The sequence below is a fragment of the Burkholderia sp. JPY481 genome (assembly GCF_038900515.1).
Classification (GTDB): Bacteria; Pseudomonadota; Gammaproteobacteria; order Burkholderiales; family Burkholderiaceae; genus Paraburkholderia; species Paraburkholderia youngii.
Genome location: NZ_JAYMRT010000002.1, coordinates 443,443 through 464,751 on the forward strand (window position 1 = coordinate 443,443; position 21,309 = coordinate 464,751).

20 protein-coding genes are annotated in these 21,309 nt (G+C 61.8%); 14 read left to right on the forward strand and 6 right to left on the reverse strand.

From position 1 onward, the window contains the following. Positions 1–418 precede the first annotated feature (418 nt). Entirely contained in the window at positions 419–2,023 is a 1,605-nt protein-coding gene (locus VSR82_RS07330; RefSeq protein ID WP_498857550.1) for a hypothetical protein, read from the forward strand. A 218-nt stretch (positions 2,024–2,241) separates the two neighbouring features. Here the strand turns inward: VSR82_RS07330 and VSR82_RS07335 are convergent, their stop codons facing one another. After that, complete coding sequence (locus VSR82_RS07335) at positions 2,242–2,508, reverse strand: hypothetical protein (RefSeq protein ID WP_429456110.1); 267 nt, start codon at positions 2,506–2,508, stop codon at positions 2,242–2,244. A gap of 230 nt (positions 2,509–2,738) precedes the next feature. On the opposite strand from VSR82_RS07335, the gene VSR82_RS07340 reads away from it, so the two are divergent. Together VSR82_RS07340 and VSR82_RS07345 are read left to right on the forward strand one after the other, a co-directional pair. Then, positions 2,739–3,380: a glutathione S-transferase family protein gene (locus VSR82_RS07340; RefSeq protein WP_429456109.1), complete on the forward strand. Its 642-nt coding sequence runs from the start codon at positions 2,739–2,741 to the stop codon at positions 3,378–3,380. A 350-nt stretch (positions 3,381–3,730) separates the two neighbouring features. Further along, the gene (locus tag VSR82_RS07345) at positions 3,731–4,084 is read left to right on the forward strand and encodes a hypothetical protein (protein WP_429456108.1); all 354 of its coding nucleotides are present in this window, start codon (positions 3,731–3,733) and stop codon (positions 4,082–4,084) included. A 36-nt stretch (positions 4,085–4,120) separates the two neighbouring features. Here VSR82_RS07345 and VSR82_RS07350 read toward each other — a convergent pair whose 3' ends face one another. After that, positions 4,121–5,032 carry a CHAD domain-containing protein gene (locus tag VSR82_RS07350; RefSeq protein WP_429456107.1) on the reverse strand — a complete coding sequence of 304 codons (912 nt, stop codon included), beginning with the start codon at positions 5,030–5,032 and terminating at the stop codon, positions 4,121–4,123. A 241-nt stretch (positions 5,033–5,273) separates the two neighbouring features. Here VSR82_RS07350 and VSR82_RS07355 point away from each other — a divergent pair, with 241 nt between their 5' ends. After that, positions 5,274–5,642, forward strand: coding sequence for an NUDIX hydrolase (locus tag VSR82_RS07355; RefSeq protein ID WP_368583131.1), 369 nt, complete (start codon positions 5,274–5,276; stop codon positions 5,640–5,642). Positions 5,643–5,708: 66 nt separating this feature from the next. Here the strand turns inward: VSR82_RS07355 and VSR82_RS07360 are convergent, their stop codons facing one another. Further along, positions 5,709–6,950: a cystathionine gamma-synthase family protein gene (locus tag VSR82_RS07360; RefSeq protein ID WP_429456106.1), complete on the reverse strand. Its 1,242-nt coding sequence runs from the start codon at positions 6,948–6,950 to the stop codon at positions 5,709–5,711. Between the two features lie 203 nt (positions 6,951–7,153). Between VSR82_RS07360 and VSR82_RS07365 the strand changes: the two genes are divergently transcribed. Beyond that, positions 7,154–8,794 carry a DHA2 family efflux MFS transporter permease subunit gene (locus VSR82_RS07365; protein ID WP_429456105.1) on the forward strand — a complete coding sequence of 547 codons (1,641 nt, stop codon included), beginning with the start codon at positions 7,154–7,156 and terminating at the stop codon, positions 8,792–8,794. Between the two features lie 10 nt (positions 8,795–8,804). On the opposite strand, the gene VSR82_RS07370 is transcribed toward VSR82_RS07365, so the two are convergent. Then, positions 8,805–9,203, reverse strand: coding sequence for a hypothetical protein (locus VSR82_RS07370; protein ID WP_429456104.1), 399 nt, complete (start codon positions 9,201–9,203; stop codon positions 8,805–8,807). Positions 9,204–9,296: 93 nt separating this feature from the next. Further along, positions 9,297–10,292 carry an aldo/keto reductase gene (locus VSR82_RS07375; RefSeq protein WP_368583127.1) on the reverse strand — a complete coding sequence of 332 codons (996 nt, stop codon included), beginning with the start codon at positions 10,290–10,292 and terminating at the stop codon, positions 9,297–9,299. Between the two features lie 175 nt (positions 10,293–10,467). Here VSR82_RS07375 and VSR82_RS07380 point away from each other — a divergent pair, with 175 nt between their 5' ends. From VSR82_RS07380 to VSR82_RS07415, 8 genes are all read left to right on the forward strand, one after another. Next, entirely contained in the window at positions 10,468–11,064 is a 597-nt protein-coding gene (locus VSR82_RS07380) for a cysteine hydrolase family protein (RefSeq protein WP_368583126.1), read from the forward strand. 82 nt (positions 11,065–11,146) lie between these two features. Further along, on the forward strand, positions 11,147–11,674 hold the full coding sequence (locus tag VSR82_RS07385; RefSeq protein WP_429456103.1) for a hypothetical protein: 528 nt from the start codon (positions 11,147–11,149) through the stop codon (positions 11,672–11,674). Between the two features lie 115 nt (positions 11,675–11,789). Beyond that, on the forward strand, positions 11,790–12,635 hold the full coding sequence (locus VSR82_RS07390) for an AraC family ligand binding domain-containing protein (protein ID WP_429456102.1): 846 nt from the start codon (positions 11,790–11,792) through the stop codon (positions 12,633–12,635). Positions 12,636–12,679: 44 nt separating this feature from the next. Then, a complete protein-coding gene (locus VSR82_RS07395; protein ID WP_013092622.1) occupies positions 12,680–13,087 on the forward strand; it encodes a DUF2000 domain-containing protein in 408 nt (135 codons plus the stop codon). A 576-nt stretch (positions 13,088–13,663) separates the two neighbouring features. Next, positions 13,664–15,055 (forward strand): class I SAM-dependent methyltransferase, encoded by a 1,392-nt coding sequence (locus tag VSR82_RS07400; RefSeq protein ID WP_368583123.1) that lies wholly within the window; start codon positions 13,664–13,666, stop codon positions 15,053–15,055. A 22-nt stretch (positions 15,056–15,077) separates the two neighbouring features. Then, positions 15,078–16,433 carry a sensor histidine kinase gene (locus tag VSR82_RS07405; protein ID WP_410850168.1) on the forward strand — a complete coding sequence of 452 codons (1,356 nt, stop codon included), beginning with the start codon at positions 15,078–15,080 and terminating at the stop codon, positions 16,431–16,433. Positions 16,434–16,441: 8 nt separating this feature from the next. Further along, entirely contained in the window at positions 16,442–17,566 is a 1,125-nt protein-coding gene (locus VSR82_RS07410) for an ATP-binding protein (RefSeq protein ID WP_368583121.1), read from the forward strand. Further along, on the forward strand, positions 17,566–18,573 hold the full coding sequence (locus VSR82_RS07415) for a response regulator (protein ID WP_368583119.1): 1,008 nt from the start codon (positions 17,566–17,568) through the stop codon (positions 18,571–18,573). The genes VSR82_RS07410 and VSR82_RS07415 overlap by 1 nt, the downstream gene beginning before the upstream one ends. Before the next feature lie 131 nt (positions 18,574–18,704). Here VSR82_RS07415 and VSR82_RS07420 read toward each other — a convergent pair whose 3' ends face one another. After that, positions 18,705–19,595: a 2OG-Fe(II) oxygenase gene (locus VSR82_RS07420; protein ID WP_410850170.1), complete on the reverse strand. Its 891-nt coding sequence runs from the start codon at positions 19,593–19,595 to the stop codon at positions 18,705–18,707. Between the two features lie 442 nt (positions 19,596–20,037). Between VSR82_RS07420 and VSR82_RS07425 the strand changes: the two genes are divergently transcribed. Continuing rightward, positions 20,038–21,309, forward strand: a complete 1,272-nt coding sequence (locus VSR82_RS07425; protein WP_429456101.1) for an efflux RND transporter periplasmic adaptor subunit — start codon at positions 20,038–20,040, stop codon at positions 21,307–21,309.

Sequence of the window (21,309 nt, forward strand, 5' to 3'; positions counted from 1 at the left end):
CTAAGCGTTGTGACAGGGGCCTGGAATGTGGTGATATTGGCCGATAACGTGGAACACACTCCACGTGCGGGTGCACGCCTCGACTTCGAGCGACCACCATCGATTTTCGTTACTTGTGCGGCGCTCAGACAGCAGGAAAGTGCCTTGGCTGTTCGCGCAATGCGAGCTTGTGCAGCGCCATACAAGTGCCCATAATCGGCATTGTTCGACATCGCTATCGTTTCTCTTCTACTTCGTTCATCCCAACCCCGGCCTTTTGTGTTGTCGTGGGCATGCTTCGACGCTCAGAGTGGTGACCTTGGTAGAGGGCGAGCATGCGTCGACGAACGAGGGTCTCCATCAACCAGAGAAGGCCCGTATTTCCACGATGACGAAAGACGCCATTCAGCGTGTGAACTCCACGCGGAGATCGATGAGGATGCAAGCCGCCCTCGAACGTGTGAACTGGACGCAGCTGTGCGACCAGATTCTCATCTTCGTATTCGGCTCGTCACTATACGCAGCTATCCTCTACAACTTCGACATCAATAGCGGCGTGCTGGCAGGAATCTGGGCCTTTGCCATCGTTGTAGCCGTAGTCATATACGGCTATGTTTCCCGTTTCGAATGGCGCACCACGATCGTTACGATACTATTCATCGCGGTGGTGTTGTTTGCGTTCGGATTCCTGCGAGAATTCAGTTTCGACGGCTTGAACTACCACGTCGCGACACCACTATCGATAGACCACACCCTCAACGGCATTGCCGATACCGACGCACTGGGCGGAAGCTTCTGGGCCGAACACTACCCCAAAGCATTTGAGTATTTTGCGTACACGGCCAAGGTTCTGGCTTCGCGATTCAATAGTGGAAAGTCATTTACGCTATTGCTCAGTGTTCCTGCCTGCGTTGCTCTAATGCGTTTGCTCCAGTCGGCGGGAATATCTGCGAGAGCTTCGCTGATTGCCTCGGCTTGCTGCGTTTATAACCCGGTAGTGCTCGGCCAGGTGACGAGTTTCTATGTCGACGCTGCACATTACTTCTGCTGGGTCATCTTTTCTGTCCATTTGCTTTTCGCGCTCAAGCAAAGGCCTTATTCCAGAGTTCAACTAGGTATCGCACTCGTGCTTCTAATCGGCTCCAAGCTGACAGGGCCCGCCTTCGCCGCCATCTCGATTGCTGTTCTCTTCACTGCGGCGTTTATTGGCGGCGAAAAGAGACGCTTTCTGACTCAGAACCGCGGAGTTATCGGACAGCTGGCCATCTGGTCTCTTGTCGCTGTTGCAGTGATCGGCTATTCGCCGTACGTGGAGAACATAGTCGCTGGAAAACACATTTTCTACCCCGTGCTGGGCAGCGACAAGGTCGATATCATCGGTGGAAAAGTGTCAGCAGACTTTCTTGCGATGGATCCTTTGCAGAGGATTTTCCTGTCGTATTTCTCGCTGCCGCTGGATTGCAGGCCGTGTGAGAACGCGGAGCCTACCTTTGTCCCGTCATACACCCACTTACGCGACGCGTTTATCGCACTGCATACGACTGCTTCACGTTTCGGAGCATTTGGGCCCTTCTTCGGAGTTATGTTTATTGCATGCATCGCTTCTTTGTTCTGGAGGAAGAGAGGCGGCGGTGAAATTGTGAAGATATTTCTTCTCGCAACGTTGGCGAGCGTCCTGCTACATCCGCAAGCGTGGTGGGCCCGCTACGTCCCGATGTTTTATTTGGTCCCATTTCTGGTCATTGCGGGATTTTCATCCGCTCGAAAGCCATTTCATATAGTAGTCGCCTTCGGCATAGCGAACTCGCTCCTCGCTGCGGCAAGCGTTACGGGCTACCTCCTGCTGAAGGAGTCGCACTACAAAAACCAGGTGGCTGCGGTGCGCACGATGTGCGGTGAAGAACCAGTATTGCTGGCATCTTCGGAGATGAATTGGGAAGCGGATTTGCGTGACGACCGTCTAGTTGTTATCGCGGCGGGAAGGCATCCGGCCGATTCGGGTTGTCCCGTTAACTTCGACGAGATGATGGTAATGAAGAAGTAGGCTATTTGAGCCCCAAACGCTGCCTTACTAACTTATGCAACTCAGGAAGAGCTTTCCGGCGCACGAAGGATTCCGGGTCCTCGATGTCGATTTCGTGAAGAGTCTGATCGGGCCCGGCTACGGGGACTGAAATCGGCACCCCGGACCTTGCGTTGTGCGGCGGTATCCAGGTTCCTACTAATCTGCCTTTTTGGCTGATGACCGAGATTTTCGACATTTCAGCTCCAGTCCTGGATATTCAGATTGTGCGGAACCGGACGCGGACCGGGATTTGTGATCGTAATCGTATAATTCAGACCGCTATTAGTCGCGATCACGCCCTGATTGACGGTCACAAGCACGTCGCTGCCAATCACATCGTCGATGATATTTGGCGCTTGCACAACGACACCTCCGTCGAGGCCGCCGCCGATTGCCGTGGTCCAGGTGATCGTTTGCTCTGGCTCCAAAGTAAAAAGCCCGCCTACTGAACGATATTGAGCCATGGTGTTAGGGCCTCCAATGCTCGTTTTGCGGATATGCAAAGATCATAGTTCATTCCAGCGACAATAGATGTCGAACGCTCGCGCCTGGCCGGGCTGAGTCCGATGCCGTCCGATTCAGCCTGCCCGCGGGGCTTCTTTGTCAATCGGATTTAGGGCTCTACAATCCAATCGCATTTCAACAAAGCAAGAGAAATTCACTCCTACCGCATTCTTCAAGCGAACAAACGCGTATGAAGCTCTATTTCAGCCGCAACTACAATCCACGTCTGGCCGTTGCCGTGGCGCGCTATTTGAACTCGCCGGTCGAGTATGAATTCGCTTCTCCGTTCTCGCCCGGCGAGCGCGAAAAGTTCATCAAGCTCAATCCAAACCTGAGCGTTCCCATTCTTGTCGAAGGGGAGGCGACGCTGTGGGAAGCGGACGCGATTGCCTGCCGGCTTTCGCGCTTCGCCGGGTCAGACTTCTGGCCGACCGGCGACACCATGCCGGACGTGATCCGCTGGATCAGTTGGGGCTACTGGAATTTCGTGCGTGCCTGCGATCAGGTTCATTTCGAACGGGTGACGAAGCAGCGTTACGGCCTCGGTCCGGTTCGGCGCGACGTGGTGGAGGCGGGGCTGAGCGAATTCGCGTCGTCGGCTGCGATTCTGGAGCGGCATCTGGCGGCCCGGGATTGGCTCGTCGGCGATGAAGTCACCTATGCCGATTTCCGCCTCGCATGCGTACTCCCGTTCGCCGATCTCGCCGGCCTGCCGCTTGCCGATTTTTCACGCGTGGAAGCGTGGCACGCGCGGCTCATGGAGATTCCCGCCTGGAAGGATCCATTCGCCGGGCTCGACGCGCCTGAACTGCCCCCGGTCGAGTCGTCTTGACAGGACGCTGTCGTCCGCGGCATCGAACGCAATGTTCGTATTGTCATCAGCTGGGGCTGTTGCCTTTTAGTCTCGCGTGTCGGTGGATTGCGTTTGGCTCTTCGCGGGTAGTGTCTATCTGGATCGAAAGGAAGTCCGTGGAAGCGCTTTGGGCGACACAGCGACACGCAGACCAGCACATTAACGTTTCTTAGTTGAGTTTAGCTAAATTAGCTTTTCTCATTCCGCCGTTGCCCGCACACTTGCGACATCCGACTTTTCATGTCCCCGATCCGACGCCGCAATTGATCTGATCCAGTGGACGATCCCGTCGACCCGTCTTTGCACCTATGCAAGGTGAGGAGGCCGTCATGGCTATCTATACCGGGAAGTTTGCCAGGTTCTATAGCGCAATTCATCATCGCCGTGAACCGGTCATCTACGCATCCACGATAGATGCCAGCAATAGACTGGCACTCTTTGCAGCGCTTGCTGAAAATCCGTCGTCGGCAGAAGAGCTTGCAGACATAACCAAAACAGAAGTCTGTTGCGTGCGCGGGTGGTTGGCCGACTTCGCCGCTTCTGACTATCTCCAGTACGATGCCGCTAGCGAGCGGTACTGGATGACCGAACAGCAGGCATATGCGCTCGCCGACAAACCCGGCAATGCCTACATCAAAGACGCGTTTGCAGCGTGGCGCAAATCGCAGCTATTCGGGAGATGACGCAAAGCGATCGTCAACGAACTGATTAGGCCCGTCTCAGCTAGAGATAGCTCGTACCTGTCGCGATGCCGCCTGCATCCGTTGTAACTTCTGTTTTTCCAACCATTGCAGCGATTCCTGCACGACCTCGGGCGGAACTTCATTAAAGGACGCGTTGCGAATCAGCGCTTCGCTTGCGGCAATGTCGTTGAACTGCCCCAGCTGGTTCTGCACGGACGTCAGTTCCTTGATGGTGCGACCGTGTCCGCCTTTGATAACCGGTTGAAAAAACTCCAGCAGGTACCTCAGTTTTTTGCCTGCTTTTCTGACATCGTGGAGATCCTCCTCGTGGGTTTCCACGCTAAGTGCAGCGCGTTTGCTGCGCTTTTGAAGTGCGCGCTGCGCTAAACGGACCCGCTTTTCGGCGAACGCCCGAATGGGTAGACCGTCGCAGCGCGACAGCAGTGTGGTTTGCGCGCGAAGCAGGGCATCGTTCAGGAACGCTTCGACATCGTCGCTTTTGATCATTGTTTGACTATGCACTACCGCCTGCGCTCGCCTCTCGCGCGCCGCGGCCACCAGCGGTTCGATCGAGGCGCCGGACTGCTGGGCGGCTTTCAACAGATCGCCTGCTATGTCCCAGTCACGCGTTCCGCCTGCGACGGCCGCAAGACGCTTGAATTCTTCTGTGGCTCGAGCGGTCGATTCGTCTCCGAGGTACGGGGAGTACGCCCAGTACAAAGCCCGAAGCTTTCTGAAAGCAACGCGAAGCTGATGAAACCCTTCTGCGTCGCTCTGCGTGGATAGCTCTTTTGCCCTTTGCACGGCTTCAGCCACCACCGGCGTCGCGAGCGAGGAGAAGGTACTGGCGATGGAACTGGTTTTAGACAGTGATGAACCGGCCGTCCGGCGGTTGACCTTGAAGAGCGCATTCGGCCGTGGCAAGGACCAGTCACCATCCATATCCATTGCAGCCTCGAGTCGGAAAAAAATATACTGCCGAGACCTTACCACAGGGAGCTTCGACCGCCGCGATTGTGACGCGCTGATGACAGGCTTTGACGTGCCGCGCGTTCACAGTCCTCGCTTCGAAAACATCACCGCATTCTGCGGTTCTGTATTAGCATGCTCAACTATGTCTGATAACGCCCGATACGCCGCCGCGTCGTGAGCGTCTTGAGAGCATCCAGGGCATAAGTGGGAGTTCGGTTTGAAGAAGCGCGCCACCGTGATCTGTCGCAGAGGTAAGCGAATCCTTCTGGTCGCACGTAGTGCATCAAAGTGGGCTTTGCCGGGCGGGATTCTTAAGCGCGGCGAGCACCGCACCGACGCCGCACTTCGGGAACTCAAGGAAGAAACACAACTCTCCGGGAAGTCGGCGAAGCACCTATTCGACTTCCGCGGCAAGCAGAAGCACCATCACGTGTTTTTCTGCGAAATTCCAAATCGCGCCAAAGCTCGCCCGAGTAACGAAATATCCAGGTGTCGCTGGTTTCACCTGGATGATATTCCTCGCCTCGTGACTAGCGGGCCGACAACCGATATCGTGAAGCTGATGAATCAGCGGCGCAGGAAGTAGCCCTGCCGGCAGTCAGGCGAGCGAGACCGGCGCACCAGCCTCGCTCCAATTTCAAAGTCCCGCCAACTACGCCGCCAACTTCAGCGCCTGCGCAAAATCGGCAATCAGGTCGTCGATATCCTCGATGCCTGCCGAGAGCCGTAGCATGCCGTCGGAAATGCCCATCGCCTTGCGCGTTTCCGGCCCGGCTTCGAAAAAGATCGTCGGCGCAACGGGAATGATCAGCGTGCGCGTGTCGCCGAGACCGGTCGCCTTGACCGGCAGCTTGAGCGCGTTGACGACTTCGATCATGCGATCCGCGTTGAGCAACTCGAACGACAACAGCCACGACGCGCCTTTGAACAGCGTCTGAGCGATCTCGTATTGCGGATGGCTCTTCAGGCCAGGATAGAACACTTTGCCGATCGCTTCGTGCCCCTCGAGAAACTGCGCGAGCGCGAGCGCATTGTCGCTGCTCTGTTTCACGCGCAAGGCGAGCGTTTCCGCGCCCATCGCGATCGAGTGCGCCTGCTCGGACGACAATGACGCCCCCATGTCCCGCAGGCCCTTCTTGCGGATCTGCAGAAGCCCCTGATCCTTCGCCGCCGAGCGCCGATAGTCGTCGGCGATATTCGGATACGCACTCCAATCGAACAGGCCCGTATCCGTCACCGCGCCACCGAGCGCGGCGCCATGACCCGCGATGGTCTTTGTCAGCGAGTTGATGACGAGGCTCGCGCCGACCGCCTTTGGCTTGAACAATGCGGGCGAGGTAATCGTGTTGTCGACCACGTATGCGATGCCGCGCTCGCGGCACGCGTCACCGATGCCTTGCAGATCCGGAATCTGGGTGCCCGGATTCGCGATGGTCTCGACGAACACCATGCGCGTATTCGGCCGGATTGCGTTCTTCACGTCGTCGAGGTTGCACGCGTCGACGGTCGTGACTTCGACGCCGAGCGCCCGCAATGTGCCGAACAAACTGTTGGTGTTGCCGAACACGTAGCGGCTCGACACCAGATGATCGCCCGCGCGCAGCAGCGTGAGGAACGTCGCGGTGATGCCGGCCATGCCGGTGCTGAAGCACACCGTGCCGACGCCTTCTTCGAGGCTGGTGATTTTGCGCTCGAGCGCGGCGGTGGTGGGGGTGCCCTGCCGTGCGTAATTGAAGCCGCCTTTCTTCGTGCCCTGGAACACGCCGATCAGGTCCTCGACGCGCTCGAAACCATATTGCACGGACGTATGAACTGGCTGGCGCAAGGCGCCGTGCTCAGTGCCCGCGATTCTGTCGCCGTGAACGATGCCAGTGGTGAAACCTTGCTTGTCCATTCCTTCTCCGCCTTTTTCAGATCGATTGCTTCCGACCGATTATCGCCTGTAACCGTGCGCCGGCGAAGTCTTTAGCGTCCCGCCGGGCGGCGCCGGGCGCTCCGAATGGGCAAAACGCGCTCGGCGATGTTGCGCTGCGGGGTTGACTAGCCCCGGTGGCACGCACAGGCTTTAAGTCTCCATGGATCAGCACTGGAGGAAACGTGGCCATGCCGGATCATCCAGGCAGCAAGCCGAATACGGCGCGCATCATTGCCGCACAGGCGAGTCCGTGCGACGAGCTCGTCATCCGCACACAGCCCCTCACGATTGACCGGCCGTGCCGGCGCAAGCGGCTCGCGCTCGCCGCGACCATCGCTGGTTCGAGCATGGCGTTCATCGATGGCTCCGTCGTCAACGTCGCGTTGCCGTCCATTCAAAGCGAACTCGGCGCGAGCGTCGCGGCGATGCAGTGGGTCGTCAACGCGTATCTGCTGTTTCTCGGCTCCCTCGTGCTGGTCGGCGGATCGATGGGCGACAAACTCGGCCGGCGCACGGTGTTCATTGCGGGCGTCGGGCTTTTCACGCTGGCGTCGGCCGCTTGCGGGTTTGCACCGAATGCGTCTGCGCTGGTCGCCGCGCGCGCGGTTCAGGGCATCGGCGCGTCACTGCTCGTGCCCAGCAGTCTCGCGATTATCGGCGCGGTGTTCGACGACGCCGCGCGCGGACGGGCGATCGGCACCTGGGCCGGCGTCGGCGCGAGCACGTCGGCCGTGGGGCCGGTGGCGGGCGGCTGGCTCGTCGACGCGTGGTCGTGGCGCGCGATCTTCTTCCTGAACGTCCCGCTTGCGGCGCTGACCATCGCGCTCGCGATATTGGCGGTGCCCAACAGCCACCGGGCCGATGCGCCTCGACAGCTCGACTGGCCCGGCGCACTGAGCGCGGCCACGGGACTCGCCGCGCTGACCTTCGGCCTGACCGAGGCGTCGGCGCGTGGCTTCGCGCATCCGCTCGTATTCGGTGCGATTGGCGCCGGCGTGCTGATACTCGCCGCATTCGTGATCATCGAAGCGCGCAGCCCCAACCCGATGGTTCCGCTCGACCTGTTTCGCTCGCGCGACTTCACCGGTGCCAACCTCGTCACCCTGCTGCTTTACTTCGGCCTTGGCGGTGCGTTCTTCTTCCTGCCGTTCACGCTGATCCGCGCGCATGGCTTCACCGCGACCCAAGCGGGCGCGGCGCTGTTGCCGGTGCCTTTCATCATCGGATTGCTATCGCGCTTCACCGGCGGTCTGACGAGCCGCTTCGGTGCGCGTGCGCTGCTGACCGTTGGCCCGGCCGTAGCCGGAATGGGCTTCACGCTGCTGGCGCTGCCGTTCGTGCGCGGCAGCTACTTGACTGGATTTTTCCCCGCGCTCGTCGTGCTCGGGCTCGGCATGACGATCACCGTCGCGCCGCTCACCACGACCGTGATGGGCGCGGTGCCGAGCGACCGCACAGGCGTGGCGTCCGGCATCAACAACGCGGTTGCGCGCGTGGCGGGCTTGCTGGCGATTGCGGTGCTCGGCATCGTCTTCGTGTGGTCGCATCACGCGGCGCTATCGGCGCGCCTCGACGAACTGCACGTACCGCAAGATGCGCGCCAGAGCGGTCAACTGCTGGCGCCGGTCGACCAAGCGGGAGCGCCAGCGGGCGCCTCGCCTGCGCCGCGCGACGCAGCCGTGGCGCGTGCGCAAGCCGATTCGATGACCGACGCGCTGCGCGCCGTCGCGCTCGTCTGCGCCGCGTGTGCGTTCGCCGGAGCGGGGCTGGCGATGGCCACCCTCCAGCCGATGAATCGGGCGGCGGTAGCACGCCCGCAGTGAAAGTCGAAACTCAGTGGTGAACGGGCCGTGCCGGCGACCCCGTCGGCCGGATCACCGCGGCCGCTCGCGCCTCGATTCTTTCCGCTGACGAAGTAGGCTGATGCGGAATGGTTGCGCTGTCGTACCCGTTCATTTGTTCATCGATGACGAAGTCCGCGACTCTCATCGCGTCCATCTCGTTGCCATCCACGTCGTTCCACTCGCGAATCGCGCGATTGACCTTGGTTAGCGCGGTGACGGCGAGCAGGATCGCGTCGGTCTCGGTGATCTTGCCTTCGAGATCATCGACGAGGTAATCCGCAACCCGTAGCGCCGCGCCGATCAGATTGCTGTCGTCGCTCAAGTCCGTCAATACCGCATGAACCACTGCGAGGCAAGCATCTTTGCGTGCAAGTGCGATGTCTGTCATGAGGTTCTCCAGAGTCGAGGTGCCAGCACAATTTACTCCGAGTGCTCGCGGCATGTCGAATGCGCCCGCGGCGAAGCCGCCACCGCGTTGCCTTTACCAGCGCTGGTGGACGTGGGGCGCGATATGGTGCTGATAGATTTCCCGGACCCGCTGCATGAGCTCGTCGGACAGCGGCGCGAGGTTCGCGGCCGAGACGTTCGACGCCGCCTGTGCCGCGTTTTTACTGCCAGGGATGATGACGGAGACGGCATCCTCCATCAGGATCCAGCGCAGGGCCAGCTGCGCCATGGAGGCGTCCACGGGTACGAGGCCGCGCAGTTCGTCGACCGCCTTCAACGCGACGTCGTAGGGCACGCCGGAGAACGTTTCGCCGACATCGAACGCCTCGCCATGCCGATTGAATGCCCGATGATCGTCCGACGCGAAAACCGATTCCGCAGACAGCTTGCCCGTGAGCATGCCGCTCGCCAGAGGCACTCGCGCGATCACCGCAACGTCTTTCTTTTGCGCCTGCCTGAAGAACAGATCGGCGGGACGCTGACGGAACATGTTGTAGATGATCTGCACCGAAACCACATTCGGATATTCGATCGCCTTCAGCGCTTCTTCGACCTTTTCGACCGACACGCCGTAATAGCGGATCTTGCCGGCGGCGACGAAGTCGTCCATCGCGTCGAACACTTCGGGACGGTAGTAGACCTCGGTCGGCGGGCAATGCAGTTGCACCAGGTCGAGCGTGTCGACGCCGAGGTTCGCGCGGCTCCGGTCGATGAACGCTTCGAGTTCGCGCTTGTTCAGATAGCCGCTGGTCACATGCGGGTCGAGTCGGCGCCCGAGCTTCGTGGCGACGATGGGACGTTCGCCGCCTCGTTGCCGCAGCACGTCCCGGATGATCCGTTCCGAGCGACCGTCGCCGTAGACATCGGCGGTGTCGATGAACGTGACACCGTTATCGAGCGCGGCGTTCAGCGCGGCCTTGGCGTCATCTTCCGCAACGCTGCCCCACGAGCCGCCGATCGCCCATGCCCCAAAACCGATTTCAGACACATTCCAGCCGGTACGACCAAATTTTCTCGTCGAAAGCGTCATTTGGATGCTCATCCTCTGTATTTGCGAAGTTACGTCGCAGGTGCTTCATTACCCTTGCGGGAGTGCCGGCGACCTTGGTACGTAGTGTAGCAAGCGGACGGGGGGCGTATGATTGCCACGGCATCGAAACGGCCGCTCTGACAACAGGACGTGGAACCGGAATAAAGGTGGCGCAATGACAACCAACGCAGGTTCTGACCACATCGCGAACGAGGCCATCACGCCATCGGGAACCGCGCTCATCGTGATGCACTACCAGACCGACATTCTCGGACTGTTTCCATCGGTCGCGCCGGCGTTGCTCGCCAATACGCGCAGGTTATGCGACGCGGCCCGCGCCAAAGGCGTCAGCGTCTATTTCGCCAATCTCCGGTTCAGTCCGGGCTATCCGGAAGTCAGCCCGTTGAACAGGAATGGGCAGGGAATCAAAAGACTTGGCCTGTTCCTCGAAGACCGGACCGCGCCGGAGTTGGGCCAGCAGGCCAACGAACCGCTCGTCATCGCGCATCGTGCGAGCGTGTTCTTCGGCACTGATCTGGAGGCGAGACTTTCCGCGCAAGGTATCGATTCGCTGATCATGGTCGGCATCGCGTCGACCGGAGTCGTGCTTTCCTCGGTCGCGTACGCGAGCGACGCCGACTTCCGCCTGTACACGGTCAAGGATTGCTGCTACGACCCGGACCAGGTGGTCCATGAACATCTGTTTGCAACCGCATTCGATTCACGCACCACGGTGCTGTCACTGGCGGACGCTTTACTGCTGCTCGCGTAGACCGATACCGACGACTCGGCCCGTCGCCTCGGCATGTGATTTGCTGATCGAAACCGCAAGACCAACCACCAGGCGACAAACCGTGGCGCCGAAAGCATCGGACATCAGCTCGTTTCAGATTTTCGAGGGCGTCGTCATCCGCCTCTACGACGGCGGGGTGCTATCGCCGGCCGTGCTCGAACGTGTCGTCGGCGCTTTCGCACAAGCGAATGTCGACTGGCGTGGCACCGTGCAGGGCCGTTCCGTAGATGGCCGTTCACTGCACGAAATCGTCGCGCTGACGATGCTGCCCGGACAGCCGCTTCGATCGGCATCGGCATCCTTCATGTCCGTGATCGAACACATCGCGGGCGTCGCCTCGCAAGCCGAACCGAAGCCCGCGAGACGCGGTAGAAAAGCCGTACCGCCGGCGGATGAAACGGAAGCGGAAACGCAGGCGGAAACGCGGACGGAAACGGCAGCGGAATCGCAAGAACTGCTTGCGCAATTGTCCGGCAACGAACCATCCGGCAAGCGCCGCCGCGCGAACCAACAACCGGATCGGCCCGCGAGCCCGCACGGCTACAACCCGTTCGTCAACGCCCGGCCGCCGCGCACGAAGAAGCCGTGAACCCGGGCGCGGCTCGCTTCGCAAGCGCCTGGCGCTGGCGAGCCTCGATCCCGATTCCCACGCTGCCGTACACTATCCGCTGGCCGCATCGCCCGCGGCCGGCCAGCGCAAACCCATGCTCACTCCACCCGATCCCGCCAACTGGCTAACCGCCTGCCGCGATGCCGAAACCGGCATCGAAAGTCTGCGCGCGCATTTCAGCGGCCATGCGTACGATCCGCACGATCACGACGACATGTTGATCGGCTACACCGAGCAGGGCGTGCAACGCTTCCAATGTCATCGGTCGTTGCACACGAGCGTGCCGGGCCGCGCGATCCTGATCGAGCCCGGCGCACTGCATGACGGCCACGCGCCCGAGGCGGGCGGCTTCACGTACGCGATGCTGTATCTGCCGCAAGCCTGGGTCGAGCGCGCGGCGCGCCGGCTCGACTTGCCGGGGCTGGCCGGCGTCGAAGCGGCATTCGGCCATACGCTCGTCGATGACCGTGCGCTCGTCGATGCGATCCGCCAGGCGTTCGTCGCGATTCACGGCAACGAGGGCCGGCTCGCGCGCGACCAGGCGCTCGATCGTCTGCTGCTGCGACTCGGCGCACAGTTGCGCGACGCGCCGCTCACCGGCGACCCCGCCGCGTCGCCCGCGATCGCGCGGGTGCGCGATCTGTTGCACGAACAGATGGACGGCAATCTCGGGCTCGACGAACTCGCCGAACTTGCCGGCATCGACCGGTTCAGGTTGACGCGTCTGTTTCAGCGCGCGTTCGGCACGTCGCCGCACGCGTATCTGGTGCGCCTGCGCCTGCGCGCCGCGCGGCGCCTGCTCGCGGCCGGGCGCACGCCCGCTCAGGTCGCGGCCGAAGTCGGCTTCGCCGACCAGAGCCATCTCGGCCGCTGGTTCCGTCGCGCGTACCGGATGACGCCAGCCGCGTACCGGCAGATGTGCACAAACGTTCCAGACTGATCGCGCGGCATCGTCGATCATGAGCGGCTCAACGAGGAGTCATCATGTTCGATACCAAAGTGGCGCTGATCGTGCGCAGCGATCTCGCGGTCTGGCAGAAGCTCAATGTGGTCGCGTTTCTCGCGACCGGCGTCGCGGCCGCGGCGCCCGATGCGCTGGGCGAGCCCTACGAGGATGCCGCCGGGCACCGCTACGGCCGCATGCTCGGCCAGCCGATGATGGTGTTCGCCGCCGACCGCTCCGGTCTGCAAGGTGCGCATCGGCAGGCGCTGTCGCGCGAGCTCAGAATCGTGCCGTATGTGCACGCGATGTTTTCGACGGGGCATGACGCGGCGAACCGCGCAGTGTTTCGCGCCGAGGACGCGGCGAATCTCGACCTCGTCGGTCTTGCGCTGCACGGACCGAAGAAAGCCGTCGACAAGGCCGTGAAAGGTTTGGCCTTGCACGAATGAGTCGACGAGTGAAAAGAGAAACGTTTGCCGCGCCGGACGTGAATTGCGTTAAAACAAAAAAAAGCTTATTCGGCGAATGCACAAGGCATCAATTGCCGCTTCATTTCACATCGTTTCGAGTCTCGAAGCGGTATTGCGTCAAAGCGCCGGTCTATCCAACGGGCATAGATCGGAAAGGCGCAAGTAACGCACCCCCTCTATAGCGGATCGTGTCGCCGTCGTGGTAATGCGATTGCAAGTCTTTGTCGGGAAACGAATTGTCGGCGATTGCGCCAATGCGGTCGCCAACTCGTTTCAAACTATTCTTTGCAAAAACGGCTTTCTATAGCATGGACATGCTCGCAAGAAAACCTTGCGTATACGTTTCAACCTGAATTTAACCTCAGTGAGAATTGAATCTGTTGATGTTACACTGCAAGCCGCTGGAGCCATTCTGGCAAAGGGCTTTGGTGTTTCCGGCTCAATTTTGGTTTGAAACGCGTCCACGACTTGTCGCTGGTGTCGTGCGTGCGGCAGCCATTCACTGGACTTCTCCAACACCCTGCTGCGTTCCCGGATTCCTCAGGTACTAATACCGTGTACTCTCAAACGCAAATCGACCCGGTGGTCAGCTTCCGCAACTCGCAGCGCGAGCATGTGCGTGGGACGATCATTAACCTCCAGAGAAAGTCTTTGGTCATGGAGGTCTATAACCCCTATTCCATCGTGCAGGTCAGCGAGGTCTTAAGCGAGCTGAGCGTGCGCATGGGCACCAAGAATGCCTATCTCGGCAAGGCGGTGGTGGTGAGTCTGGTGAACACCGGTCTGACCGCGGTGGTTTCACTGGCACTCATCGACGAATGGCGCGAGCTGAGCGTTCTGCCCAATGAAGCGAAGTCGGTCGGCCGGGAAGCAGAACTCTTTATTAGCGACTGGGACGCGCGCTTCAATATCCGCCGCGACTATCAGATCGTCGTGAACGAGATGCGCGCGTTCCTGTCGGAAGTGTCGCGCTGGGTGGAGCAGGTCGACCTGACCGAGAGCTTGCCGAAGAGCGAAGGCGGCAGGCTGCGCGAGGACCTGTTCTACGAGCTCGCCACGCCGATCATGCTCAAGATCAAGTTCTATCTCGACCGTCTCGAGGAAGAGGCCGAGCGCGTCGACGCGGAGATCGCACCCGTGCATCGCACGTACGCGCAATCAGCGCTGCATCCGTTGCTGCTGCGCGCGCCGTTCGTCTACCGCACCTTCACGAAGCCGCTCGGCTATGCCGGCGACTACGAGATGGTCAATCAGATCCTCAGCGATCCGCAGCAGGGGCCGACCACTTACTTCCAGATCGTCAATACCGCGTTCCTGCAGGCGGCGGTCGCAACCGCGCACCGCAACCGCATCAAGCTGCTGATCGACTTTCTGACGCGGCAGGCCGAGGCGGCGCGTGCGGCCGGCAGACCGTTCCGCATCCTCAACGTCGGTTGCGGGCCCGCTTTCGAGATCCAGCGCTTCGTGCGTGAGTATCCGCATCCGGAGCTGCTGTCGTTCGAGCTGGTCGACTTCAGCGAGGAAACGCTCGCTTTTACGAAGGACGCGATCGACAGCTCGGCACACGCCGCGGGCCATAAAGTCTCGGTGCAAATGGTGCATCAGTCGGTGCACGACCTGCTCAAGCGTAAGATTTCAACGGACCCGTCCGCGCGCGAATTCGACGCGGTGTACTGCGCCGGTCTGTTCGACTATCTGTCGGACAAGGTCTGCGCACGTCTGCTCAGTTACTTCGCCGCACGCACGCGACCCGGCGGCCACTTGCTGGTCACCAACGTCCATTCCGCGAATCCGGAGAAGTACGGGATGGAGCATCTGCTCGAGTGGTACCTGATCTATCGGAACGAGAGCGGCATGAGCTCGCTGCTTCCCCCCAACTCCACTGACCAGAAGCTCTACGTCGACGAGACCGGGGTGAATGTGTTCGCGGAAGCAACGATCCTCTGAAACCGTGTCGACATCCCTGTCCATGACTACCAGTCCCCTGCAGAGCGGCTATCAAACCGAGCTGGCCGACTTTCGCGTCACGTTCAGCCGGGGCGGCGCGTGCACCGCGATTGCGCTCGTGCTGCTCGGCGTGGGGCTGGATTACGCGCAGTATCCGCAGTATCAGACGTCGTTCGCGCTCGCGCGACTGCTCGTGTCGTTGATGATCGGCGGTATCGTCGCCTTGCTCGACACCGACATGGGGCGACGGCTTACTCCATGGCTGACGCTGTCCTGGCTGCTGCTGCCGCAGGCGATGATTTCATGGATGATCTGGCGCACCGACGGTGTTCTGTCGCCCTACTACATGGGCCTGAATCTGGCCATTTTCGCGTCCGGGATTGCGTTGCCATTCGGCTTGTGGCAAAACCTCGTGTTCGGCGTGCTGTCCTGCTTGCTGTATCTGCTGGCCTGCCTGTTGCCTCCGCATGGCGGTGTGCCGCTCGGCACGATGACCGTCAATGTTCTGCTGCTTCTGTTCGCCGCGGCCGCGAGTGCGGTCTACACGTTCTTCAACGAACGCGTGCGCTTCATGCTGTTTCGCCTGAAGGCCGAGGTGTCCGAGAAAAACGCGGAGGTCTCCGCGAAGAACGCCGAGCTCGAAGTGATCAATCGGCAGTTGCTCGACATCAAGGGCCAACTGCTGCAGCAGGAAAAAATGGCGGCGATCGGTACGCTCGCGGCGGGCCTGCTGCATGAAGTGAACAACCCGGTGAACTTCTGCCTGATGGCGATCGAGGTTGCGCTGGAGGAGCCGATCGCGAAGAAGGAGCCGACGCTGCAGGAATGCCTGGTCGATGCGCGGCAGGGCATGCAGCGCATCCAGCACATCGTGTCGGACCTGAAGACGTTCGCGTATCGCAAGCCCGGCGCCGAGGCGGAGCTGGGCACACCATTCCTGTTCGAAAAAGCGCTCGATTCGGCGATCCGGCTCGTCGGGCATGAATTGCGCGGCGTCACCGTAACGCGCGAGCTGCCCGCGGATACGCTGGTGCAGGGCGACGAGGCGGCCATCATCGGCGTGCTGATCAACCTGCTGTCGAACGCGGTGCTGGCGATGCGCAAGGCGGGCACGCCCGCGCCGGCGATTCACGTCAACGTCAGATGGACGGAAGAGCGCCTGCACGTGACGGTAAAAGACAATGGGCCGGGCATCGCGCCGGAGAATATCGCGCGCGTGTTCGAACCGTTCTTTACCACCCGCGAAGTGGGACAGGGCCTGGGCCTCGGATTGTCGATCAGCTATGCGGTGATCGAGCGCCATGGCGGCCTGCTGTTTGCTGAGAGCGAGCTGGGAAGTTGGGCTGCGTTCAGTTTCGATTTGTCGCCCGCACCCTGAGAAACACCATGAACGACATCCGACAGACCCAGCCCACTCTTCTCTACGTCGATGACGAAGAGTTGGCGTGCAAATATTTCGCGCGCACCGTCGGTGCCGATTACGAGGTCCTGCTCGCGACCAGCAGCGACGAGGCCATCGCTATTCTCGAGCAGGACAGTGCGCGCATCGCGGTGCTGGTCACGGACTTCCGCATGCCGGGGCGCGACGGCGGCGAACTGTTGCGCCAGGTGGCGCTGGAATATCCGCACATCGTGCGGATTCTGGTCACTGCTTATGCCGACGTCGAGATGCTGTTGCAGACGGTCAATACCGGCGAAGTGTTCCGCATCCTCGAAAAGCCGCTCAAGCCGGCGGCGGTGCGCGATACGCTGCAACTGGCGTTCGATCGTTACCACGAACGCGCGATGCAGAATCAGCGTCTGATCGCGATCGACGAAACCCTCGCGTTCATCGCGCACGAACTGAACACGCCGCTCGCGGCGATCGCGTTGAACGCGCACAGCATCGAAGATCGCACCGACGCGGAGCGCGATGCCGAAGGCGAAATTCTCGGCGCCGCGAAATCGATGCGCGAGAGCGCGCAGTACTGCATGGCGGTGGTGTCGTCGTTCTGGCGCTCGGTGCACAACGGGCGGCGCCGGCAACAGGAGGGCGATGAGGCGCGTATCGAGAGCACCGCGCATGGGCTGATCTCGGCGTTGCTCGATACGTATCCGTTTACGACCGCGCAGCGCTCGTGGGTGCAGGTCGACGTCGAAAGCGACTTTGCCGTGCTCACGCAGCCGAATTGCGTGGCGCTCGTGCTGTCGTCGCTGCTGTCCAACGCGTTGCGCGCGCTCGCGGATGTGCCGTCGCCGTCGGTGCGCTTTACCGTAACAACGGAACCCCACCCGAGCATCGGCATCTGTGACAACGGGCCCGGAATTCCGCCCGAGATCAAAGACCGCCTGTTGACGGACCCAATTACAACGCACGCGAAATCCGGGGGGAACGGCTTGGGCCTGATTCTATGCAACCGTGTCATGCAGTCCTGTGGCGGCGGACTCAGGATCGAGTCCACGTCGGGGGGAGGCACCACCGTAGTGCTGGATTTCCCCCATATCAAAGGTCAAACGCACAGGAGTTGTTGATGAACGAAGCAAAAGCCACAGAGGAGTTGGCGCCGGCGATCATCTTCGTCGATGACGAAGCTACTGCCGTAAAGTACTTCCAGCGTGCCATCGGAAGCCTGGCGCCGGTCCTGACTGGCGGCTCGGTGGAAGAGGGCAAGGCGCTGCTCGACGAGCACGGCGACCGGGTCGGCGTCCTCGTCTCCGACCAGCGCATGCCGGGCGAGTTCGGCAACGAGCTGCTGCGCTATGCGAGCGAGCGCTTTCCGCATGTCGTGCGGATTCTGACCACCGCGTATTCGGAAATCGATCAGACCGTCGCGGCCGTCAACCTCGGCCATATCCATCGCTACATCAAGAAGCCGTGGGACATCACGGCGCTGCGCATGGAGCTGAAGCAGGCGCTCGAACTGGCCGAGCTGCGCAAGGAGCGCGACACGCTGGTGCGCGAGAAGCTGGGCGTGCTGCAAAAGCAGGTGGTCGCCACGCGGATTGGTCTGGTGCGTTCGCTGTCGGCTACGCTGATCGGGCCCGAGCGCTTCCAGCCGGTCGAGACGTATCTTGCGGCGGCGGTGCTCGCCGAAGTGCCGAACTCCGAGCCGGACTGGCTGCTGCAGGACTATTCCGACCTGATCGCGGCCGAGAGTGCCCGCAGCGGCGCGTTCGGTCATGCCGTCGCGGCGCATCTCGCCACGCTGCGCAACCGGCACGGCGGCGCGAACGTGACCGCGAGTGACGCGCTGACGGCGCTGGCCGGGGCGTTTTCCGAGGCTGGCATCAATGTGCGCCGCGCAGGCGATGGTCTCGTGTGCGACCAGCCGGCCACGCTCGCGGAGTTTCTCGCGGAGCCGGGCAACAACGCGGTGTCGAGCGGACACGCGGCATGGCTGGCGAGCCTGCTGTGGCTCGACGGCACTGACGGTGCATTGCAGCCGGCACGCGAAGGCAATGCGATCGCGTTCCGGCCGGCGCAACGCGGTAGCGAGTTTGCCGCTGACCGCCTCGCCACATGGATCGAGCAGTTCTGATTAGCTTGCTTCGAGGGCGCGGCGTCTGACGTGCCCCTACTCGCACTGGCTTCGCGCTGCAGCCTGCCTCGGCTAGCAGCGCGAAGCTGACCAAGGCTCGCGCGAGCCGTTCGGACTTCGGTCGATCCTTCTCAAGCCTGAATGCGCGGCACAAACCGCCGCGTCCGAATCCACTTGGTCGCCACCCACTTGTCGCCGCTGCGCAGCGGCGTGCTCGCGTGCAGCGAGCTCGGATCGCACATCCCGTAGCGGTTGCCGTACTCGAAGTAGAGCGCATGCCCGCGCTGCGGTACCACCGACCACCCGAGCTGCGGAAACACCGTCTCACCGCCGCCTTCCACGTCCTTCAGATACATCAGCAGCGTGCCCATGCGCTGGCCGCTGCGCGCGATCGACTCGCGATTCGCTGCATTGCCCGTCATCAGATAGTCGACGTGCGGCGTCGACTCCGCGCCTTCCTCATAGTGCAGCATCTGCAGGCCCTCGCCGTTCTCGACCGGCGTCGCCGTCAGTTCCGCGATGCGTGCCTCGATGCGCGCGATCAGCGGCGTCTCGCCCAAACGGAAAAACATCCCGTGACTGCTGCGATGAGCGGCGATCACATCGCGGCCGGTCACCGGATCGACGACGGCCGAGCGGTCGAGCCGCGGCTGTGCCAGCGCGATCAGCTGCTCGCATTCGTCGGCACTCAGGAAGTTGGCGAGGTGCACGGCGGCCGGCCGTTGCAGCCGCGATAGCACGCGCACCTTGCGCTCGCCGAGCTGGATCAGCGGACCGTCGGGTACGCGCAGCGGCTCGGGCTGGTAGCTGAGCGGCGCGCCGCCGACTTCGAGCTTGTCGCCGGGCAGCGCCATGCCGTGCACGAATGCCGACGCGACCGCCTCGACCATCGCCGCGGCCAGCTCGGCCGCGTTGTTGCGGCTCACCAGTTCGTTGACGATCGCTTGCGGCGCGACGCCGCGCGAAAGATTGGCGGCAATCCAGTCGCGGACTTCGGCGGGGAAATTGACGGTGATGGACATCGGGGCGAGATAGTGGGGTGTCGTGACAGTCGCGGCGCGCGCAACGTTGGCTCGCGATCATATCGGACGAATGTGACGATTCTGCACGGACGGACCGGTTTTCGTTTGGCTGTCGTCTGTTACCGCATGTTGCGATGCCGCGCCGCGCTCAACCCTCGGCCGATGCGGATGTCCGCCGCCCGCGCGCCGCGTGATCGACACCCCCGATCCTTTCACCCGCCAACATGTTGCACCCCTGTAACTCAAGCCCGGCGCAAGCCGGCTACATTCACGCATGCCCCACACCGAAGCCGCGTCCTGGTTTCTTACGTCTTCATAACAGCAGGACCCGAGGGCTTCGACTGATGACAACGCGCGCGAACCGTGTCACTTTTGCGCAGTCCCGTCAGAGGGCGAGCTTCCTGCCGAAGCTCGACACCAATATCCGTTCCCGGAGATCAACATGAGCGAAACCGTGTCCCCGCCGCCAAAGCGCTCGCGACGCGGGCTCATCATCTTCTCGGTTGTCGTGCTCGTGCTGGTCGCGCTCGTCGTGGTTCATCTGCTGACGCGCAAGAAGCCGGCGCGCGAGAACGCGGCGATCGTCGTCACCGTCGCGCAGGCGACGCTCGGTTCGATGCCGGTCACATTGAGCGAACTCGGCACCGTCATTCCGATCGCGACGGTGACCGTGCTGCCGCAGCTGAGCGGCTATCTGACCGAAGTTGGCTATCACGAAGGCCAGGAGGTGCAAAAAGGGCAATTCCTCGCGCAGATCGATCCGCGCCAGTATCAGATCAGCAAGCAGCAGGCGGAGGCGACGCTCGCGAAAGACCGCGCTTTGCTCGCGCAGGCGCGCGCCGATCTCGAGCGCTATACACAGTTGAACGAGCGCAAGTCGATTGCGCAGCAGACCTACGCGGATCAGCAGTTCCTCGTGCAGCAGGACGAAGCGGCGGTGAAGGTCGATCTCGCCAACATCGCCCAATTCGATCTCGACCTCGCGTATTGCCGCATCACCGCGCCGATCGCGGGCAAGGTCGGCTTGCGGCTCGTCGATCCGGGCAATTACGTGACCGCGTCGTCGACGACGGGCATCGTCGTCATCACGACCGTGAAGCCGACCACGGTGCAGTTCACGGTGCCGCAGGATTCGCTCGCGTCGATCGTGCAGCGTCTGTCCACCGGCGCGAAGCTGCCGGTCACCGCGTATTCGAGCGACAACTCGCGCGAGATCGCAACCGGCACGCTCTACGCGGTCAGCAACCAGATGGCGACCGCGACCGGCACCGTCACGTTGCGCGCGACCTTCGCGAACGACGACGAGGCGCTGTTCCCCAACGAGTTCGTCAACGTGAAGCTGCTCGTCGACACGATGCAGAACGCGGTGCTCGTGCCGAGCGCCGCGGTGCAGTCCGGCGCGCCGGGCGACTTCGTCTATCTGGTCAATCCGGACAGCACGGTGTCCGTGCACAAGGTCAAGCTGGGCCCGAGCGACGGCAGGAATACGGTGATCGAGTCGGGTCTCGCGGCCGGCAACCAGGTCGTGACGGACGGGACGGATCGTCTGAATGACGGCGCGAAGATCCAGCCGGCGCATCCGAAGTCCGCCGCCGCGGCAAGCGGCGCGGCCGGCAACGGCCCGAAGGCGCCCGCCGCGGCGTCCGAAGCAGCGCCGGCGTCGAGCGCGCCGGCCGCGCCTGCGCCGGCCGCGTCAGAAGCCGCTTCGTCGTAA

Bases quoted from the DNA above. Each gene is read 5' to 3' on its own strand.
- VSR82_RS07330 (WP_498857550.1), top strand. From the start codon at position 419: ATGCAAGCCGCCCTCGAACGTGTGAACTGGACGCAGCTGTGCGACCAG.
- VSR82_RS07335 (WP_429456110.1), bottom strand. From the start codon at position 2,508: ATGGCTCAATATCGTTCAGTAGGCGGGCTTTTTACTTTGGAGCCAGAG.
- VSR82_RS07340 (WP_429456109.1), top strand. From the start codon at position 2,739: ATGAAGCTCTATTTCAGCCGCAACTACAATCCACGTCTGGCCGTTGCC.
- VSR82_RS07345 (WP_429456108.1), top strand. From the start codon at position 3,731: ATGGCTATCTATACCGGGAAGTTTGCCAGGTTCTATAGCGCAATTCAT.
- VSR82_RS07350 (WP_429456107.1), bottom strand. From the start codon at position 5,032: ATGGATATGGATGGTGACTGGTCCTTGCCACGGCCGAATGCGCTCTTC.
- VSR82_RS07360 (WP_429456106.1), bottom strand. From the start codon at position 6,950: ATGGACAAGCAAGGTTTCACCACTGGCATCGTTCACGGCGACAGAATC.
- VSR82_RS07370 (WP_429456104.1), bottom strand. From the start codon at position 9,203: ATGACAGACATCGCACTTGCACGCAAAGATGCTTGCCTCGCAGTGGTT.
- VSR82_RS07375 (WP_368583127.1), bottom strand. From the start codon at position 10,292: ATGACGCTTTCGACGAGAAAATTTGGTCGTACCGGCTGGAATGTGTCT.
- VSR82_RS07380 (WP_368583126.1), top strand. From the start codon at position 10,468: ATGACAACCAACGCAGGTTCTGACCACATCGCGAACGAGGCCATCACG.
- VSR82_RS07390 (WP_429456102.1), top strand. From the start codon at position 11,790: ATGCTCACTCCACCCGATCCCGCCAACTGGCTAACCGCCTGCCGCGAT.
- VSR82_RS07395 (WP_013092622.1), top strand. From the start codon at position 12,680: ATGTTCGATACCAAAGTGGCGCTGATCGTGCGCAGCGATCTCGCGGTC.
- VSR82_RS07405 (WP_410850168.1), top strand. From the start codon at position 15,078: ATGACTACCAGTCCCCTGCAGAGCGGCTATCAAACCGAGCTGGCCGAC.
- VSR82_RS07410 (WP_368583121.1), top strand. From the start codon at position 16,442: ATGAACGACATCCGACAGACCCAGCCCACTCTTCTCTACGTCGATGAC.
- VSR82_RS07415 (WP_368583119.1), top strand. From the start codon at position 17,566: ATGAACGAAGCAAAAGCCACAGAGGAGTTGGCGCCGGCGATCATCTTC.
- VSR82_RS07420 (WP_410850170.1), bottom strand. From the start codon at position 19,595: ATGTCCATCACCGTCAATTTCCCCGCCGAAGTCCGCGACTGGATTGCC.
- VSR82_RS07425 (WP_429456101.1), top strand. From the start codon at position 20,038: ATGAGCGAAACCGTGTCCCCGCCGCCAAAGCGCTCGCGACGCGGGCTC.